Source organism: Streptomyces sp. TG1A-60 (assembly GCF_037201975.1).
GTDB lineage: Bacteria > Actinomycetota > Actinomycetes > Streptomycetales > Streptomycetaceae > Streptomyces.
Genome location: NZ_CP147520.1, coordinates 1,158,109 through 1,172,788, shown reverse-complemented (window position 1 = coordinate 1,172,788; position 14,680 = coordinate 1,158,109). Strand labels below are relative to the sequence as shown.

Sequence of the window (14,680 nt, the reverse complement as noted above, 5' to 3'; positions counted from 1 at the left end):
ACGGGTCGTGATCACCTCGAATGCCGTGGGGTCCGAACCGCCCCTCCGCCGTCGCCCGCCTCGAACCAGTACCAGGTGTTCTCGTCCGGATCGGTGCGTCACCACCGGTGCGTCATCCGGCAAAGTCCATCCGCAGCCGGCCACTGTCGGTGGCCGGGCATATCCTGATGGCAGGTTTGCCGTCGGGCGGGAGTCCGTCGGCAGCGCCTGGTGGCCAACGGCTGACGAAGGGGTCCGGACGTGCCGTCGATGCTCGACGCGGTGGTGGTGGGGGCGGGGCCGAACGGCCTGACGGCCGCCGTGGAGCTGGCCCGCCGCGGGTTCTCCGTGGCCGTCTTCGAGGCGAAGGACACCGTGGGAGGGGGTGCCCGCACGGCGGAGCTGACCCTGCCCGGCTTCCGCCACGACCCGTGCTCGGCCGCGCACCCGCTCGGCGTCAACTCGCCCGCGTTCAAGGCGATGCCCCTCGACCGCTACGGTCTTGAGTGGCTGCACGCCGAGCTGCCCATGGCGCACCCCTTCCTCGACGGCTCGGCGGCCGTGCTGTCGCGCTCGGTGGCGGAGACCGCCGCCTCGTTCGGTCCGCGTGACGCGGGCCCGTACCGCAGGCTGGTCCGGCCGTTCCTGCCCAAGTGGGACACCCTCGCCCGCGACTTCATGTCGCTGCCGCTGTCCGCGCTGCCCCGCGACCCCGTCACCCTCGCGCGCTTCGGCCTCGTGGGGCTGCCGCCCTCGACATGGCTGATGCGCCGCTTCAAGGACGAGCGGGTCAAGGCGCTGTTCGCCGGGCTCGTCGCCCATGTCATCGCCCCGCTCGGCGGTCTCGCCACCGGCGCCGTCGGCCTGGTCTTCGCACTGGCCGCGCACGCCGCCGGCTGGCCGGTCGCCCGGGGTGGCTCGCAGGCCATCTCCGACGCGCTCACCGCCTATCTGAAGGACCTCGGCGGCACCGTCCACACCGACTACGAGGTCAAGCGCCTCGACGACCTGCCGCCCGCCCGCGCCTACGTATTCGACACCTCGCCCACCGCGCTGGCCCGGATCGCGGGCTTCGGCCGCTTCTACGAGTCATACCGCTACGGCGCCAGTGTCTTCAAGCTCGACTACGCGCTGGACGGCCCCGTGCCGTGGACCGCCGAGGAGGCGCGCAGCGCCGGCACCGTCCAGGTGGGGGCGAGCAAGGCGGAGATCGGCGCGGCCCTCGACGCGGCCTCCCGGCTCGGCCGGGCGCCCGACGCACCGTTCCTGATCACGGTGCAGCCCAGCGTCGTCGACCCCGGCCGGGCACCCGAGGGCAAGCACGTCTTCTGGGCGTACGGCCACGTCCCGAACGGCTGGACGGGCGACCTGACGGACGCCGTCGAGCGTCAACTGGAGCGCTTCGCCCCGGGGTTCCGCGACCGCGTCCTTGCCCGCGCCACCGCCGGCCCGCCCGAACTCGCCGCGCACAACGCGAACTACGTCGGCGGCGACATCGCCTGCGGCGCCGCCTCCGGCCTGCAACTGCTGCTGCGCCCCAAGCTGTCGCTCCACCCGTACCACACCCAGCACCCGGCCGTCTTCATCTGCTCCTCGGCGACCCCGCCGGGCCCCGGCGTGCACGGCATGTCGGGTCACAACGCGGCCAAGGCGGTGTGGCGGCGGCTGCGGCAGGAACCCTGAGGTTCGTCGGCGCGGGGAGCGAAGTCACGAACAGACCAAGGTCTTCACGCTTGCTCATGTGCATGTTCAACTCACGTGGGTAAGTTGGCGCCATGGAAGATCGGAGAGCGGTACCGCGCTCCGGCTCACGGCCTGGCGTGGGCCTCGCCGACCTCGCAGAACTCGTCCGCGCGCCGTCATCCCTGACAAGACGGGGGTGGTCGCCGCGTCGGCGCTCCCGCCCTCCTCCGACAGCGTCAACCTCAACCGAAACACTTCCTTGATTCGAACTTTTGTTGGTAACTCCAGTCGGCCGAGATGCTCAGCCGCTGGTCACCGCGGGGTGCGCGACACGAACGCAGTCCCCGGCGCTGAGCGCGACGGAGATGCCGGTCGGCGTCTTCGTGTACTGCCTGGAGTCGGTCCTGTCCATGAGCCGCCGGCGTCCAAGTGCCCCTCTCGACCATCCCTGTTGGACGACAGGCTGGTTGGCGAGGTCGACCTCTGCGCGGCCTTGCGGCTGGATGGCGCCCCGGGGGAGCGGTCAGGCGAGTCCGGTGTAGCCGGCGTTGGGGCGGCCGTGGGTGGTGGGGCTGCCCAGTTGCAGGGGCTGGGGGTGCACGTTGGTCAGGTCGGTGGTGAAGTCCAGCGCCCAGAGCCCCTCGTCGACATCGGCGCTGTGGAAGCGAAGGGTGCGGGTCTCCTCGATCCACACCTCGTCGCTGGAGGCGACCCAGTCCAGGGTTTCGGCGACCTACACCTCGCTGCCGCTGTCGTTCCGCCGGTCGAAGGCGCGGTGTACCTGTCGGCCGTGGTTCTCGCGCCAGACGTAGCCGTGGCCGGGCGCGCCCGGTTCGAAGGTGGGTCCGCCCCAGAAGTTGTCGCCGGACAGGTGCGACCAGGTCATCTGCAGGCCCTTGTGCCAGCGGTGGCCCCAGGGCCGGTAGACACCCACGGGCGCACCGGAGAGGGTCTTCAACGGGTAGAGATACGGCTTAAGGGATTCCTCGAGAGGACTGTCCGGCCGGTAGACGTAGGTGGCGAGGTCCGTCCCAGCGGCCGACACGACGAATTCGGTCCCGGCCTCGTCGTGCTCGATCCGGAAGTGAGTGTCAGACACCGGTCTTCTCCTTGTCGGCGTTGTCCTGGGCCACGTCGAGGCGCCCGCTCATGGAGTGGTAGAAGGGGGTGCCCGGGGTGATCATGTCCGGGGGTGACGGGGCGTCCGGTCGTCGCCGACTGGTACAGGGCTGCGATGAAGGCCAGGACGCGGCGGCCGTCGTCGCCACTGGCCTCGGGGCGCTCTCCAGCGTGCAGCGAGCGCAGGAGCACGCGCAGCTGCGCGGCGTGCGAACTGGCCTCGTCGTCGAGCGGTGCCCCCAGCTCGGCGGGCGTTGCCTTGGCCCGGTGGGGTGCGGGGGTCCACGTCCAGTGGGAGTTGTCGTAGCCGTAGAGGTGGGACAGTTCGACCGTGGCCTCGGGGAAGTCGAAACGCAGGTAGCTGGTCTCGCGGGGGAGAGAAGGCTGTTGACCATGGACACCATGGCGCCGCCTGCGAAGCGGACCATGGCCATGGAGACGTCCTCGGTCTCCACGTCGCGAGCCAACGTGCCCATGGCGGCGCGGACTTCGGTCCATTCCCCCATCAGGGCCAGCATGAGGTCCATCTGGTGGATGCCGTGGCCCATGGTGGGACCGCCGCCCTCGGTCTCCCACTTGCCGCGCCACGGGACGTCGAAGTAGGCGTCGTCCCGGTACCACAGGGTGTGGCAGACGCCGACCAGGGGAGCGCCGAGGCTGCCGGTGCGGATCTGCTCCCGCAGGGCTCGGGCGGCGGAACCGAACCGGTGCTGGAAGACGTACGAGGCGTACGGGCCGCCCTCGCGCTCGTGGGCGCTGACGGCGTCGTACTCGATGACCGACAGGGTGGGCGGCTTCTCGCACCACATCCACGCCCCGGCGTCCAGGCAGGCGACGACAGCCTCCCGGTGGGCGACCGGGGGCGTGCAGACGATGACGAGGTCGGGGCGCTCCTCCTGGAGCATCTGCCGCAGGTCGTCGTGGACGGCCGGGGTGTCCCATTGGCCGGCGAAGGCCTTGGCTCGTTCCCGGTCGACATCGACGACCGCGACGACGGAGGCTTCGCCGTTCTGGGCCTGGACGGCAGGCATGTGGCAGCCGTCGGCGATGTTTCCGGCACCGACGATCGCCACCCTCACAGGCTGTCTGTACTCAGTCATGTGGCTCTCTCGTAGAGGCTCGGGTGCTGCGGTGGGCGCGGCACCGGGCCCTAGGGCGTGCTTCGAAAGTCCCGTCTGCCCAGACGCCGCCGGGCCTGCCTTTCGGGCAGACGACACTACTTTCGAAACACGCCCTGGCCTGGGCGTGCCATGTCTCCCTTTCCGGCACGTCGATGTGCGACCAGGGGTGTTCACGGTGGTGCGGTTGAACACAACGGCTTCGCGGATGAACCCGGCGCTCGCCGACGTGACGTGGCAGCGGGCAAGAACGTAGTGATCGGTCACCCTTGAGACCAAGAGTTACGCAGTGATCGTTCACATTCGGCTGCGAAAGGCTCATGCCACCGGAAGGATCAAGGCCGGTGCGCAGTGAGGCGAAGGTCGGGCCGCATGCCCGACGGGGCCCTCCCTACCGGGGGGGCCGGGCCGTTTCGAGTGGAGGAACACCCTTCGCTGGTCGGTGCCCTCAGGCACAGGCACAGGTAACCCCGGACGGCAGTAGGGTGTCCGGCTCGCCGCCATGACGGTCGACGGACCGGACACCCCGCTGACCCGATGGCCCCGCGACGGGGTTTCCGCCTACTTCGGTTCAAACACCCAGACCGTGCTCGAGTCCTGCGTTCCTGAGTTCCACTTCACCTCGCCCGCGGAGGTCCTGTGCAGGTATGCCCGTCCCGTCTGGCTGTTCTTCACGCGGAGCCCGCCGGCCGCAACCCCTTCCCTTACGGCGATCAGCCGCCGAATGATGAAGCTGCTGGTGTCGTCAGTCATGTGTTGGCGCGTGGACTCGCCGGGGAGAGCCCTGGAAGGGTTCCGCTCAGGAAGGCGGGCGGGTGGGTCAGGCCCCGCGCTTGAACTGCTGGTTGGTGCCGGCGCCGCAGGTGGACTGGACCAGCTTGGCGCCGTTGGTGGCGGACGCGGGGCTGACCTCCAGGCACTTGCTGCTGAGCCGGGAGACCAGCCGGACGTAGCCGTCGCCGGCGTCCTGGAGCTGCCACTGCTGGTTGAAGCCGCTGGAGCAGGGCCACTGGATGATCTTGTTGCCGTCGGCGGTGGAGTTGTCGGCCACGTCCATGCACTTGCCGCTGTGCTTGGCCATGAGCTGGACGTAGCCGCTGCCGAGGTCCTTGAACCACCAGGCCTGGTTGAGACCGCCGTTGCAGGTGTACTGGGTCAGCTGGATCCCGTTGTCCACGGACTTGCTCGGTACGTCGACGCACTTGCCGCTGTGGCGGGCGGCGAGGGTCTCCCACGGTCCGCCGACGCCGTCGACCTTGCCGGTGGCGGTGTCGATGGAGAGCTGCGGGGACCAGTCCATGGTCATGCTGGTGTCGGTGGGGAACTCCAGCGGCAGCCAGACGTACTTGGAGGCGTTGACGTTCTGGGCGAAGGAGTTGCCCCAGCGGTCGCCCATGTACAGGTACTCGGTGCCGGAAGTGCCCTGCACGGGCAGGACGTAGGTGGTCTGGGAGCCGTACGCGGTGGAGTCGCCGATGTTCTGTGGCTCGCTCCAGGTTCCGGTGATGCTGCCGGCGGTGGCGTACTTCTGCTGGTTGGGGTTCCAGCCGGTGGCGCCGGAGGTGAGCAGGAAGTAGACGCCGTTGCGCTTGAACATCGCCGGGGCCTCACGCAGTTGGCCCGGCCACAGCAGCTGGACCCGGCTCTCGACCGTCAGGTAGTCGGCGCTGAGGCGGTAGATGTGCAGGTCGCGGTTGTTGTTGGCGGCGGAGATCATGTAGCCGGTGCCGTCGTCGTCCCGGAACAGGGTGATGTCGCGGGACATGTAGCCCAGCGGGCGGAAGCTGCCCTGCCAGGTGTAGTCGCCGTCGACGGTGTCGGAGACGGCGACGGCCGCGCGGGCCTGGTTGTAGTCGCTGCCGTTCTCCTTGTGCATCCACATCACGAACTTGCCGGTGGTGCTGTTGAAGATCACCTTGGGCCGCTCGATGTTGGCGACGGCCAGCTCGGGGTCGGTCGCCTGGGTCAGGACGTGGCGTCTGAACTCCCACCTCTTCAGGTCGGTCGAGCGGTACGCGGAGACGTACCGGAAGGTGTTGTCCTCGTTGCGGTTCTCACCGAACCAGTAGTAGTACGAGCCGACCTTGATCACGCCACCACCGTGGGCGTGTACCACCGCACCCGTGGTGTCGGTGAACTGGGTGGCGTTTGCGATAGTGACAGTCGCCGCGTGTGCGCTGCCGGTCAGAAACGTCTGCGGCAGCAGGGCGATGAACAGGGTGAGGACCAGGAGCCGGGCGCGGCGCATGGATGTGCCTCCACTTTCGGGGTGCCGGTCGCAACACGAAGGCAACACGGCAGACCACAAGCAATCAAAAGTTGACTGAAACCAACGGTGCCGCACATCAGACTGGCGGGAATGCTTGTGTGTCAATGGGATGAACGAGGTTGTTCACCGCGGTTGGTGGCCGGTGGTGGCCCGGTAGTGGCCGCAGCGGGGCCGGATCGGCTCCGTCTATGAGGTCGATGACCCCAGCAAAGGTGAACGATCACGCGCAGGCATCTTGACCCTAAGGGTGATCGATCACTACCTTGCCTCTGCAGTTGTCGGGCTCCGCATCTTTCCCGGTGATTCCTACCACTGAGCAGGCACCGCCGACGAGCATCGTCGTGGGGCCTCGACGCGTCGGTGATGTGACCGCACAGCAATGCCGGCACGGTCGCACCGCTGTTACGAGGAGGCCGTCTTGGCAAGGCTGTCACTGTGGTGCCCCCGCCTGTGCCGCGCTGAGCGGCGAGGCTTTCGGGCGGCGGACCTCGCGTCCGCGCCGTTAGGTGTGGCCTGCGTCCGGGCGGCGGAGACCTGTCCGGCTCGGCGCCCTGCTCGGCTCCGCACGAACCGAATGCCTGGCGAGCGCCGAGTCGGCTCGGCTGCAGCGAGGCGCGGATCCGAGGCGGACCGCCCACCTTCCGCTGGCGCCATGGCCAGGACTCCTTCTCCCCACCGGGCACCGGTCGACATCACCACAGATCAAGGGAGATCAACGTGCACACCGCCATAGGCAGACCGGGTTCCTGGCCCCGAAAGTTGGCAGGCCCCCTCGTCGCCGGAGCCCTGCTCCTCTCGGCCCTCCTCACTCCTTCCGCCGCCTCGGCCGCGGAAACCCCCGGCGCGACGCTGATCAACGAGGCTTTCGAGGCTCAGACCGATCCCGCGAACTTCGGCTTCCCGGTCGGAGCCGGCATCGGCAACGGCGTTCTGAGCGTCACCCAGAACATGGGCAACTACACGACTTCCGTGCGACCGTTCGCGTCGTCGACCCTGCAGGAGAAGACGCTGGATCTGCGCTTCGACTGGAAGACGGACATCGCCAGCACCGCGATGAAGACCGGTATGGAACTGCGCGACGACAACGGACGGCTCGTCTTCGGGATCGCCGCGACCGCCGCCGAACTCCGCTACGCCGTGACCGGGCCCGACTCGGCCTCCACCTCCGCCCCGGACTCGCTCAACCCCACCTGGACCAAGATCGCTTTCGACCGGAGCAAGTGGTACACGGTCGATCTGCACATGGACTTCACCCTCGGCAAGGTCCAGTACGGGATCACCAGCAAGGAGGCCGCGCCGAGAGTGATGGCTTCCGGGACGGGAAGCATCACGGGCACGAACCTCGCCAAGCTCGTCGCCTGCAACTACTACGGAACCGGCAAGCAGTCGATCGACAACTTCCGCCTGGTCCGCCACGCCAACTCCGCCTACGGAGCCCTCGCCGGCTCATCCGTCTACGCCTTCGGCGACAGCATCGTCCAGGGCCACCAGTACTCGCGCAGCTTCCTGAACTTCGTCGCCGAGCGTGAGGGAATGACGCTGACGAAGTACGCGCGCAACGGCGCGACCGTGGGTCCGGCGCCCACTGCCACCGGTGGGCAGATCATCACCCAGGTACAGTCGGCCAGCTCCCAGGCGCCGGACTTCGTCGTCTTCGACGGTGGCACGAACGACGCGCTCGAGATCCAGGACAAGCGCACGTACGAGATCGGCACCGTCAGCGGCTCGAAGGACCCCGCGACTTTCGCCACCGGGACATACGCCGGATCGTTCGAAGCGACCATCCACACGATGAAGCAGAAGTGGCCGACCGCCCGACTCGTGTACGTGGCCGCACACAAGATGGGCTCTCGAAACTGGGACATGCAGCTCGCCCTGCGCCAGGTGAACCTGCAGGCCGCCCAGAAGTGGGGCGTCGCGGTCGCCGACGTCTTCGCGGACGCGACACTCGACACCCGCGTCGACGCCCAACGGGTGGCGTACACGTTCGACGGCCTCGTCAACGGCTACCCGGGCAGCGGCGGCAGCGGCACGCATCCGAACATCGCCGGTATCACCGACTTCTACGTGCCCGTGCTCACTTCCGAGCTGGTTCGGCTCGCCGACCTGACGACCATCAAGGCGCGGCACTCGGCGAAGTGCGCCGAAGTGGTCGGCTCCTCGAAGGCCGCAGAGGCCGAGGTCCAGCAGCGGAGCTGCGAGGGCGACGACAACCAGCAGTGGAGCGTGGAGAGCGTCGGTGGGGACTACTACCGCGTCGTCGCTCAGCACTCGGGCCTGTGCCTGGACGTGGACAAGGCCTCGAAGACGAATGGCGCAAAGATCATCCAGTGGACCTGCCACGGCGACCCCAACCAGCAGTGGCGGCTGCGCGATGTGGGCGGCGGCTACGTCGAGATCGTTGCCCGTCACTCCGGGAAGTGCCTGGAAGTGGCCTCGGCCTCGGCGTCGGACGGCGCCCGCCTGCAGCAGGCCGACTGCCTGGGCGGCCAGCAGCACCAGCAGTGGAGCCTGGAGCTCTGACGTGTCGTACCGGCGGCAGGCAGTCGACCAACGACAGTGACCGACCAGGTCGTTGCGGTGCCGCCGGTCAGGCACACCCGCGGTTGAACGCTGTGTGCCCCGGCCAGTGAGAGGTGCTTCGAGCCCGGCCCTCGGCCGGGCTCGGACCGGCTTCACGGCTGCCGCGCCTCCGCGTGGCCGGCGCACAAGAGGCACGGATGGTGGTGGGGCGGGAATTCCAGGAGGCCGACCGCCCGTATCAAGCCCGGCAGCACAAGCCATGGTTCGTCCCCGGGCCGCGGCTCGTTGCCATTCGGCCGACCGCCGCCGGCAGGTGTGACCGGTCGCGCAGGGCGAACAAGATGACGAGAGTTCAGGACGAGGGTTGCCGCAAGATGACGAGGGTTGCCGCGATGGGCACGGCAGTAGAGTACCGACGGCCATGCGGGCGGAGAGAGACGGCGGGGGAGCACTGTGGACGCGAAGGCGGAGCGATCGGAGCAGGACGTGAAGCGATCGAAGCCTCCGCGCAAGAAGCGACCCACCATACTCGACGTCGCGGCGCACGCGGGGGTCTCCCATCAGACCGTTTCCCGCTTCCTGCGGGGAAACGGAGGTCTGAAGCCGCAGACGGTGACCCGTATCGAGCAGGCCGTGGCCGACCTGGGCTACCGGCCCAACCTGGTGGCGCGGTCCATGCGTACCCGCAAGGCGAACCGCATCACGGTGGTTCTGCCGGCCATGACGACCTTTGTGCCCTCTCAGATCCTGCGCGGTGCCTCCGCGGAGGCGCAGGCAGCCGCTTACATGCTCGACATCGTCGGACTCGAAGGCGACGAACGGGTCCGGGGAGACCGTGTCCGCTCCCTGCTCGACTCCGGTCAGGCCGACGGAGTACTGACTTTCACCCCCATCGGCGACATCGAACGGCTCGGACTCGAGCACACGCCTACCGTGGTCGTCGGTGAGTACGACGACCGGATGCGGTCCCACGGCATCACGGCTGACGGCGAGCCGGCCGCCAAGATCATCGACCACCTCGCCTCCATAGGCCATCGGCGCTTCGTCCATGTCGCCGGCAGCACGGACTGGATGTCGGCACGCAAGCGACGCGAGGTCTACCTGCGGACGATCGCCGAGCGCGGTCTGGAGAACTACGCCGTCATCGACGGTGACTGGTCCGTGCGGTCAGGCTATGACGCGGCCAGGGGCCTGTCGGCGGATTCCGGCGTCACGGCGGTCCTCGCCGCGAACGACGACGTCGCCATGGGAGTCATCCGCGGGTTCCAGGACCGGGGATGGCGGGTTCCCGAGGACGTGAGCGTCTTCGGCTGGGACAACCACGAGTTCACCGCGTACTTCAACCCGTCCATCTCCACCGTGGACCTCGACCGCGAAGCCATGGGCCGACAGGCCATGAGGGCTCTGCTCGCCCGCATTCGCCAGGAGGCGGAGCCGGAACTCCACTTGGACCTCAAGTCGACGCTCGTGCTGCGGGAGTCGACCGGCCCGGCAAGGACCGGCCAGATCATGCGGTGAACCGTCGGCCGACCGCATCCTCACCCAACCGACGTCTGCCGAGCGGACACCCCTGTGCCCTGTCCCCACCCGCGGGAACAGGGCCGTTCCGGCATGTTCCCGCGGGCCCGTCGGTCTTCTCGACGGGCCTGAACCGGTGAAGAGCCACCAAGTGCTCAAGTGTTGAGTGCAGGGCCTTGACCAGGGTGTGGTCCGTCACTACGCTCGCCGCGTGAACGTTCACTATTGCTGACGTGAAACGGACTCCAACTCGGCGCGGTTCTCGCGGTCAACCCAGCGCAGCAACTCGGAAGCACGCACCAGCGCCCAGGTCGCGATCGTCTGGGACTGGCAGAACTGGTGGGCCGTGGAAGGCTGCGCCCACCCGGACAACACCTTCGACTACCGGGACACCGTCGCCCGGCACTACCGGGCCCTGTGGAACAGGCAGGTCGCCGTCGACGTCGTCACCCTCGACGACGACCTGTCGCCCTACCGCGTCCTGGTCATCCCCAACCAATACCTGATGACCCGTCAGCGCGGTGCGGCTGTGCACAGGTTCGTGGAGGACGGTGGTCATCTCGTCGCCTCGTACTTCTCCGGGATCGTCGACGAGGACGACCGGATCATCGAAGGCGGACATCCCGGTGCGCTGCGCGAGATCATCGGAGCACACGTCCAGGAGTTCTCCCCCTGCCCGCCGAGTCCACCGTGCCGGTCCAGGCGGCAGCCGGCCAGGTCGCGCTGAACGGTTTCTTCGCGACCGCCTCGGTGTGGCAGGACGACCTCGAAACGGCGACCGCCCGCCCGCTCGCGGTCTACCGCAAGGGCCATCTGGCCGGCAAGGCCGCGGTGGCCGATAACGAATTCGGTCAGGGGCGTGCCGTGTACGTGGGCACGCGTCTGGACGACGACGCCCTAGAGGCCCTGATGCGGCACGTCCTGGACCGTGCCGGGGTTCGGCCGGTGCACGCCGCACCGCGCGGCGTCGAGGTCACCGAGCGAAATTCGGAGACGAGCGCCTACTTGTTCCTACTGAACCACCGGCAGGACAAGGCGACCGTCACCCTCGACCGCTCCGGCACCGACCTGATCACCGGACGCCACTTGGAAGCAGGGGAGACGCTCGTCCTTGACGCGGCGGACGTCGCCGTCGTGCGCAGTCCCCTGACCACGCCGCAGCACGGCGAGCCGTCACCGAGCGGCAACTGAACCCCGCACCCGATCCAAGAACCGTCCCGGCACGAGCCCCGGTACCGTCTCCGGCACCTCGTTCTCAGGCGGGGCGCTGGGCCATGACGACGAGACCCGGCCCGCTGTACTCCTCCGGGGGAGCCGGAGTTCGGCGACCGGGCGCAGTCCAGCCTGCTCGATCAGGTCCACGAACTGTTCCGGCCGCCATTTGTGCGTCGTCCAACGGACGGGTACACCTCCGTAGGCCTCGGTGCGCACCGCGTCTTCGTCGCCGACGTGTGTCGCGGTGATGAGGTGTCCGCCTGGCTTCAGTGCGCGCGCGAACAGGGCGAGTACCTGTGGAAGGACGTCGCGGGGGAGGTTGAACAGTGACCACCACCCGAGTACGCCGCCAAGGGACGCTTCTCCAAGGTCAAGGTCGGTGGCAGAGGCGACGCTGAAGCGGCATCGCGGATGAAGGCGGCGCGCGTTTTCGATCATGCGGGGTGAGAGATCGACTCCGGACACGTCGAGTCCGCGTTCGGCGAGGTAAGCGGTCACCGTTCCGGGTCCGCAGCCGACGTCGAGGACAGGGCCAAGGTCTCTCACGGTGTCAGCGAAGGCGTCGATCGATGCCTTGAGCCATGGATGGCTACGGATGTCGCCGACTCCCGTCGTCACCACCATGTGGGCGTAGTTGTCGGCCACGCGATCATAGGACTCACGGACCACGTCGAGATCGGCTGGGCGGTCAATACGGTGTGCGCGCATCGGCCAACGATAGGACGGCTCATAGCTGACTCCACGTGTAAGGGGTCTATGGCTCTGCACCCATAGACCCCTGTCACGGCCCTGTAACTCTGCCAGAGCCCAAAGGGAGGCCCGAGACCCTCATTTCCGCAGGTCAGACGCTACCCACCCGTAAGAAGGTGAACCGCCTCCGGCCACCCTCCGGGGCCGCGGCCGGCGCCCCGGCGCCCCAGTCGCCGTCCGGGGCGTCGCTGAGCCCCAGTCTCAGGTGCTCCACGTGGTTGACGGATCAATGGGCTGCGGTTGTTGCGGGAGCCCGCATGGCGGAAGGCCGCGGAAGGTTAGGGGCGCCTGAGGAGGAGGGGCTCTCCGTCGTACGGCGGCTGCGGGTCCGTACGGACTGGTCGCGCGGTTCCCGTGCCTCCGCGGACCGGAGCCTTGCAGGTCACCTTCGCCTTGATGTCGGATTTCCGCCAGCCCCGCGCCCTCACCCTCCCCGATGCTTGAGTCATGCGGAACGGGATGTACGCGGATACGGAACGGTGTGTGCGGGCCGTACGGTCGAAGGACGCGCGGTTCGACGGGTGGTTTTTCACGGCCGTGGTGACCACTCGGATCTACTGTCGGCCCAGTTGTCCGGTGGTGCCGCCGAAGGCGGAGAACATGACGTTCTATCCGAGCGCGGCGGCGTGTCAGCAGGCCGGGTTCCGGGCGTGCAAGCGGTGTCGGCCGGACACGAGTCCCGGGTCACCGGAGTGGGACCAGCGGGCGGACCTGGTGGCGCGGGCGATGCGGCTGGTGCGGGACGGGGTGGTGGACCGGGAGGGCGTGCCGGGGCTGGCGCGGCGGCTCGGCTACAGCACCCGGCAGGTCGAGCGGCAGCTGCTGGCCGAGCTGGGCGCGGGGCCGCTGGCGCTCGCCCGGGCGCAGCGGGCGCAGACCGCGCGGCTGCTGATCGAGACGACCGCGCTGCCGATGGCGGAGATCGCGTTCGCCGCCGGGTTCGCGTCGATCCGGACGTTCAACGACACCGTGCGGGAGGTGTTCGCGCTGTCGCCGAGCGAACTGCGCGAACGGGCGACACGGTCGGCCCGACAGCGCTCCGATTCCCCTGGTGCGTCGGGGGTGTTGAGCCTCCGGCTGCCGTTCCGCGCACCGCTCAACCCCGACAACCTCTTCGGCCACCTCGCCGCGACCGCCGTCCCCGGAGTGGAGGAGTGGCGCGACGGCGCGTACCGGCGCACGCTCCGCCTGCCGTACGGTCGCGGCATCGTCGGCCTCACGCCGGAGCCCGACCACATCGCGTGCCGACTCACCCTCAGCGATCTGCGTGACCTGCCCGTCGCGATCAGCCGTTGCCGCCGCCTGCTCGACCTGGACGCCGACCCGGTCGCCGTCGACGAGCAGCTGCGCACGGATCCGGTACTCGCGCCGCTGGTGGACAAGGCGCCGGGGCGCCGGGTGCCGCGTACCGTCGACGAGGCCGAGTTCGCCGTACGGGCGGTGCTCGGCCAGCAGGTGTCCACGGCTGCCGCCCGTACGCACGCGGCTCGGCTGGTCGTCGCGCACGGCCAACCGGTCGACGACCCCGAGGGCGGCCTCACACACCTCTTCCCGTCCCCGGCGGAGCTCGCGGCCGTCGACCCCGCCACGCTCGCGATGCCGCGCACCCGCCGGGCCACCTTCACCACACTGGTGCGTCAACTGTCCGACGGAGAACTGCACGTGGGGCTCGACAGCGATTGGGAGGCGACCCGCGCCCGTCTTCTCGCCCTGCCCGGCTTCGGCCCCTGGACCGTCGATGTCATCGCCATGCGCGCCCTCGGTGACCCCGACGCCTTCCTCCCCACCGACCTCGGAATCCGTCGTGCGGCAGGGGAGTTGGGCCTGCCGTCCACTCCGGCCGCGCTCACGGCCCGTGCGGCGGCGTGGCGGCCGTGGCGGGCGTACGCGGTCCAGTACCTGTGGGCGACGGACAGCCACCCCATCAACTTCCTTCCTGTATGAGCCGGTTCGCGGCCGATCGATCTTTCAAGGACCTCCCATGAAGCAGCAGAGGCGGCACACCGCCGTCGACAGTCCCTACGGCCCCCTCACCCTCGTCGCCGACGACGGTGCCCTGTGCGGGCTCTACATGACCGAGCAGCGTCACCGCCCGCCGGAGGAGAGCTTCGGCGCACGCGACGACAGGCTCTTCGCCGAGGCGGAGGAACAGCTGGAGGCCTATTTCGCGGGCGGGCTGAAGGAGTTCACCCTCGAACTCCGGTTGCACGGCACCCCGTTCCAGCGCAGTGTCTGGGAACAGCTCGTGCGGATCCCCTACGGCGAGACCCGCTCCTACGGTGATCTCGCTGACGAGCTCGGCAACCCCAAGGCGTCCCGCGCGGTCGGCCTGGCCAACGGCAGGAACCCCGTCGGCATCATCGTCCCCTGCCATCGCGTGGTCGGCTCCGACGGCAGCCTCACCGGATACGGCGGCGGCGTGGAACGCAAGCAGCGCCTGCTGGACTTCGAGCAGGGGGCGGCCCTCTTCTGAGCCGAGCGACCGTGCTGCCGGGCGAGGCTGGTC

At 68.9% G+C, this 14,680-nt stretch carries 11 protein-coding genes and 1 pseudogene; 7 read left to right on the top strand and 5 right to left on the bottom strand.

Translation table 11 applies throughout. From position 1 onward, the window contains the following. Positions 1 to 249: 249 nt before the first annotated feature. Positions 250 to 1,662 carry an NAD(P)/FAD-dependent oxidoreductase gene (locus tag WBG99_RS04535; RefSeq protein WP_338900212.1) on the top strand — a complete coding sequence of 471 codons (1,413 nt, stop codon included), beginning with the start codon at positions 250 to 252 and terminating at the stop codon, positions 1,660 to 1,662. A 523-nt stretch (positions 1,663 to 2,185) separates the two neighbouring features. Here WBG99_RS04535 and WBG99_RS04530 read toward each other — a convergent pair. From WBG99_RS04530 to WBG99_RS04515, 4 genes are all read right to left on the bottom strand, one after another. Continuing rightward, positions 2,186 to 2,383, bottom strand: coding sequence for a DUF6807 family protein (locus tag WBG99_RS04530; RefSeq protein ID WP_338900211.1), 198 nt, complete (start codon positions 2,381 to 2,383; stop codon positions 2,186 to 2,188). Between the two features lie 12 nt (positions 2,384 to 2,395). Continuing rightward, positions 2,396 to 2,761 carry a DUF6807 family protein gene (locus WBG99_RS04525; RefSeq protein WP_338895088.1) on the bottom strand — a complete coding sequence of 122 codons (366 nt, stop codon included), beginning with the start codon at positions 2,759 to 2,761 and terminating at the stop codon, positions 2,396 to 2,398. Further along, positions 2,754 to 3,854: a Gfo/Idh/MocA family oxidoreductase gene (locus WBG99_RS04520; protein WP_338895087.1), complete on the bottom strand. Its 1,101-nt coding sequence runs from the start codon at positions 3,852 to 3,854 to the stop codon at positions 2,754 to 2,756. The genes WBG99_RS04525 and WBG99_RS04520 overlap by 8 nt, the downstream gene beginning before the upstream one ends. Positions 3,855 to 4,719: 865 nt before the next feature. Further along, the gene (locus tag WBG99_RS04515; RefSeq protein ID WP_338895086.1) at positions 4,720 to 6,147 is read right to left on the bottom strand and encodes an RICIN domain-containing protein; all 1,428 of its coding nucleotides are present in this window, start codon (positions 6,145 to 6,147) and stop codon (positions 4,720 to 4,722) included. 738 nt (positions 6,148 to 6,885) lie between these two features. Here WBG99_RS04515 and WBG99_RS04510 point away from each other — a divergent pair. From WBG99_RS04510 to WBG99_RS04495, 4 genes are all read left to right on the top strand, one after another. Continuing rightward, positions 6,886 to 8,691, top strand: a complete 1,806-nt coding sequence (locus WBG99_RS04510) for an RICIN domain-containing protein (RefSeq protein ID WP_338895085.1) — start codon at positions 6,886 to 6,888, stop codon at positions 8,689 to 8,691. Positions 8,692 to 9,177: 486 nt separating this feature from the next. Next, positions 9,178 to 10,209 (top strand): LacI family DNA-binding transcriptional regulator, encoded by a 1,032-nt coding sequence (locus WBG99_RS04505; protein WP_338895084.1) that lies wholly within the window; start codon positions 9,178 to 9,180, stop codon positions 10,207 to 10,209. Between the two features lie 316 nt (positions 10,210 to 10,525). Continuing rightward, positions 10,526 to 10,936, top strand: coding sequence for a beta-galactosidase trimerization domain-containing protein (locus tag WBG99_RS04500; protein WP_338900209.1), 411 nt, complete (start codon positions 10,526 to 10,528; stop codon positions 10,934 to 10,936). Next, positions 10,900 to 11,400, top strand: coding sequence for a beta-galactosidase trimerization domain-containing protein (locus WBG99_RS04495; RefSeq protein WP_338895083.1), 501 nt, complete (start codon positions 10,900 to 10,902; stop codon positions 11,398 to 11,400). The genes WBG99_RS04500 and WBG99_RS04495 overlap by 37 nt, the downstream gene beginning before the upstream one ends. Positions 11,401 to 11,464: 64 nt before the next feature. Here the strand turns inward: WBG99_RS04495 and WBG99_RS04490 are convergent. Next, positions 11,465 to 12,132: pseudogene (locus WBG99_RS04490) on the bottom strand (class I SAM-dependent methyltransferase). Between the two features lie 501 nt (positions 12,133 to 12,633). Here WBG99_RS04490 and WBG99_RS04485 point away from each other — a divergent pair. Both WBG99_RS04485 and WBG99_RS04480 read left to right on the top strand, forming a co-directional pair. After that, positions 12,634 to 14,118: an AlkA N-terminal domain-containing protein gene (locus WBG99_RS04485; protein ID WP_338900208.1), complete on the top strand. Its 1,485-nt coding sequence runs from the start codon at positions 12,634 to 12,636 to the stop codon at positions 14,116 to 14,118. Between the two features lie 37 nt (positions 14,119 to 14,155). Next, entirely contained in the window at positions 14,156 to 14,647 is a 492-nt protein-coding gene (locus WBG99_RS04480; RefSeq protein WP_338895082.1) for a methylated-DNA--[protein]-cysteine S-methyltransferase, read from the top strand. Positions 14,648 to 14,680 lie beyond the last annotated feature (33 nt).

Bases quoted from the DNA above. Each gene is read 5' to 3' on its own strand.
- WBG99_RS04535 (WP_338900212.1), top strand. From the start codon at position 250: ATGCTCGACGCGGTGGTGGTGGGGGCGGGGCCGAACGGCCTGACGGCC.
- WBG99_RS04515 (WP_338895086.1), bottom strand. From the start codon at position 6,147: ATGCGCCGCGCCCGGCTCCTGGTCCTCACCCTGTTCATCGCCCTGCTG.
- WBG99_RS04485 (WP_338900208.1), top strand. From the start codon at position 12,634: ATGTACGCGGATACGGAACGGTGTGTGCGGGCCGTACGGTCGAAGGAC.
- WBG99_RS04480 (WP_338895082.1), top strand. From the start codon at position 14,156: ATGAAGCAGCAGAGGCGGCACACCGCCGTCGACAGTCCCTACGGCCCC.